This is a genomic window from Exiguobacterium sp., from assembly GCF_020832205.1.
Taxonomy (GTDB): domain Bacteria; phylum Bacillota; class Bacilli; order Exiguobacteriales; family Exiguobacteriaceae; genus Exiguobacterium.
In genome coordinates this window covers 1-2,943 of the sequence record NZ_JAFIFD010000035.1, presented here as the reverse complement: position 1 = coordinate 2,943, position 2,943 = coordinate 1, and the positions used below count along the sequence as shown (strand labels likewise).

Sequence of the window (2,943 nt, the reverse complement as noted above, 5' to 3'; positions counted from 1 at the left end):
CAATCTCAAGAAGATGGCGGGCTGGGCATGGAAGAACACCCAGCCCGCCTGAACAGGGGCTCGGGCAGAGCGCCTCAAGGCCCTAAAACGACAAAGTCACGTTTCAGTTCGCCTGAAACGTGACTTTGTCTACAATCTGAGAGACCGTCTCCAAAGACGGCCTCAATTCTCAATTATATCAATCCATATTTTCTAAAGCTGTTGAAGAGACCGTCTTGATCGCAGTCGTCCGTCACATCGTCCGCGACACGCTTGACCTCGGGTTTGGCATTCCCCATGGCGACACCGACCTCGACGTATTCGAGCATCTCGATGTCGTTCAACCCGTCTCCGTAGGCGAACGTCTGCGAGCGCTCGAGCCCTAGATGTTCGAGCAGCGTCGCGATCGCCGTCGCCTTGTTGACGCCTGGGATGGACAGCTCCCCGCTGTTGGCGCCGAATACGGCGACCGTACTCGGGATGACGGTGAAGCGGGAAGCGAACTCTTGTTGGATGACGTCGAGCGGCACGGAGGAACCGAGGAACGAGATCTTGTTCACGTCGGGACGGACGAGGTCGACCCCTTCTCTCATCGCGTCATGGAACGGCTTCAAGCCACGCTCGATTGTCGCACTCGCCTCTGGGTTGTTCGCCATCAACTCGTCGATCAGTGTCGCAATCCGACTCTTGGCGTTCCCACCGGCGAACAGACCGTCGTTGGATTCGAGATAGAAGTCGATGCCGTGTTCCGTGAAGAACGAGATGAGGTGGCTCAAGTCATCGATGGACACTTGTTGATGGAACAGCACTTCCTCATCGAGCTCGATATAGCCTCCGGCCGCTCCGATGATGCCGTCAAAGCCGACGTCAAGAATGTCCGGGAACAACTCTGCTTTCGAGCGGCCCGTCGATAAGAAGACGAGATGACCGTTCTGTCTCGCTGTCTGGGCGGCTTCCTTGGCCGATTCCGGGATGTTTCCGTGGTCATCGACGAGCGTGCCGTCGACATCTAGAAAGATGATATGTCGCATAATGTTCTCCTTTTTTGTCCTGAATACAAGAAAAACCTAAACCAGACGCAACGTGTGCGCCCGGTTTAGGTTTTGCCTGCGAGTCAGTAACAATCCTAATCATATGTCGTTTCCCATCAAGCATACCGCTTGCGTATTTCGTTTGTCAAAGCTGTCGTTACTGCCGAACGTCGGCCTGTGGCGACAGGCCGAATAACTGATCATACTCGCGGCTGAACTGTGACATAGCCAGCTGATTTAAAATGATCGCGTTCAGTTTTTTGTTTTTGTACATCCCCCACATGAAGAGCAACATGATAAACGCCATGACTGAGCCCATAATGAGCGCCATATAGAGTCGTGTTTGACTGAAAAAGACGTGATTGAGTTGAAACACGTTCACGTACATGAGCCAGTACATGAGAAACGTGGATACACCGATCGTGACACCAAGTTTGACGTACGGATTCATACTTGTTTCTCCTCCATTTTGTATGGTTAACCCTATGTTTCCACTGCTTTTGAAACAAAAACATGAGTAAATCTCACGTTGTTTCGATTTCACTTCTTTTTCACAAACGGCGGCTATACTGTCAAAATGGACTTATTAGAAAAAGGAGAACGCCTCGTGCTCAACACTTTACAACACCTCATGGCAGGACTAAGCCAGATTGTCACGTGGACGTATTTGGAACGTCCGAATGAAACGTTCATCGAAGGGATTGCTTTCTCCTCGAAAGAAATAAAAAACAATTATATATTCGTTTGCATAACCGGACATCGGCATGACGGACACAACTTCATCAATGAAGCCATCGCAAACGGAGCTACCGCCATCATCGCGGAACGACCGATCGATGCGCCTATACCTGTCATCTATTGTCAGGATACAAAAATCGCTTTGGCCGAGCTCGCGGCAACGTTTTATGACGAGCCTTCCAAACGTCTGCGGATACACGGTGTCACGGGGACAAACGGGAAAACGACGACGACCTCGCTTGCATATCAACTGTTCACGTCTCTCGGGACGAAGGCTGGATGGATTGGGACGCTCGGAATTCAATACGCCGGTCAGACGTTTACGACACCGAACACGACACCCGACCCATTGACGCTCAATCGTCATTTAGCTGAGATGCTCAAGGCCGGAATCACCGATTGCGTCATCGAAGTTTCCTCTCAGGCGATTGCTGAATCCCGAATTACAGGACTTTCCTTTCAGTCAGCGTCTTTTCTAAACTTGACCCACGATCATTTGGACTATCATGGATCGATGGATTCTTATGCCGAGACGAAAGCACGTCTGTTCCGACAAGTAACGGCGAACGGTCATGTCTTCCTTAACCGAGATGACTCATTCCATGGGCGGATGGATGCAGCCGCACCCCGTAGTGTGAAACGAAGCTATTACAGCCGACACGACGCCTCTGTTGATTTGTTTAGAAAACTCGACCATGATCGCTTGTCGATTTATATGAAAGGACAATCCACTGACATCACACCTCCGTTCACAGAAACGTACAACCTCGACAACATGCTGTGCGCTCTCGGAATCGTCCTCTCCACCGGGGTGTCGCTTGAAGACGCCGCACCGCATCTTGTTTCTCTTTGCTTGCCGAGCGGACGGCTCGAACGAATCGAAGGGATCGCTTCCCTCGCCTATGTCGACTACGGGCATACGCCGGATGCGATTCAAGAAGTCGTCACGGTGTTGACCGAACGTCATACCCGCGTCCTCGTCCTGCTCAGCGCCGCCGGGGAGCGGGACCGCTCAAAGCGTAGCGGGATGACTCAAATCGTCTCGCAATCGGGGGCGGACTATATGTTATCGGTACACGACCCAAGAGACGAGGCCCCGCTACAGATCCTTGACGATTTGGTGCTCGGCCGAACCGCTCGTCCCCCATTGTCCGTTCACCCGGTCCGACACGACGCGATTCGTGCGTTCGCCGAA

Annotated in this window: 3 protein-coding genes; 1 reads left to right on the top strand and 2 read right to left on the bottom strand. The window is 52.2% G+C overall.

The window, feature by feature from the left end:
• Positions 1-173: 173 nt before the first annotated feature.
• Both JJU47_RS08605 and JJU47_RS08600 read right to left on the bottom strand, forming a co-directional pair.
• Positions 174-1,010, bottom strand: a complete 837-nt coding sequence (locus JJU47_RS08605; protein WP_228618273.1) for a Cof-type HAD-IIB family hydrolase — start codon at positions 1,008-1,010, stop codon at positions 174-176.
• A gap of 157 nt (positions 1,011-1,167) precedes the next feature.
• Complete coding sequence (locus JJU47_RS08600) at positions 1,168-1,461, bottom strand: hypothetical protein (protein ID WP_228618271.1); 294 nt, start codon at positions 1,459-1,461, stop codon at positions 1,168-1,170.
• 156 nt (positions 1,462-1,617) lie between these two features.
• Here JJU47_RS08600 and JJU47_RS08595 point away from each other — a divergent pair.
• Positions 1,618-2,943, top strand: a 1,326-nt coding sequence (locus JJU47_RS08595; protein ID WP_228618269.1) for a Mur ligase family protein, incomplete at its 3' end; no start/stop codon positions are given.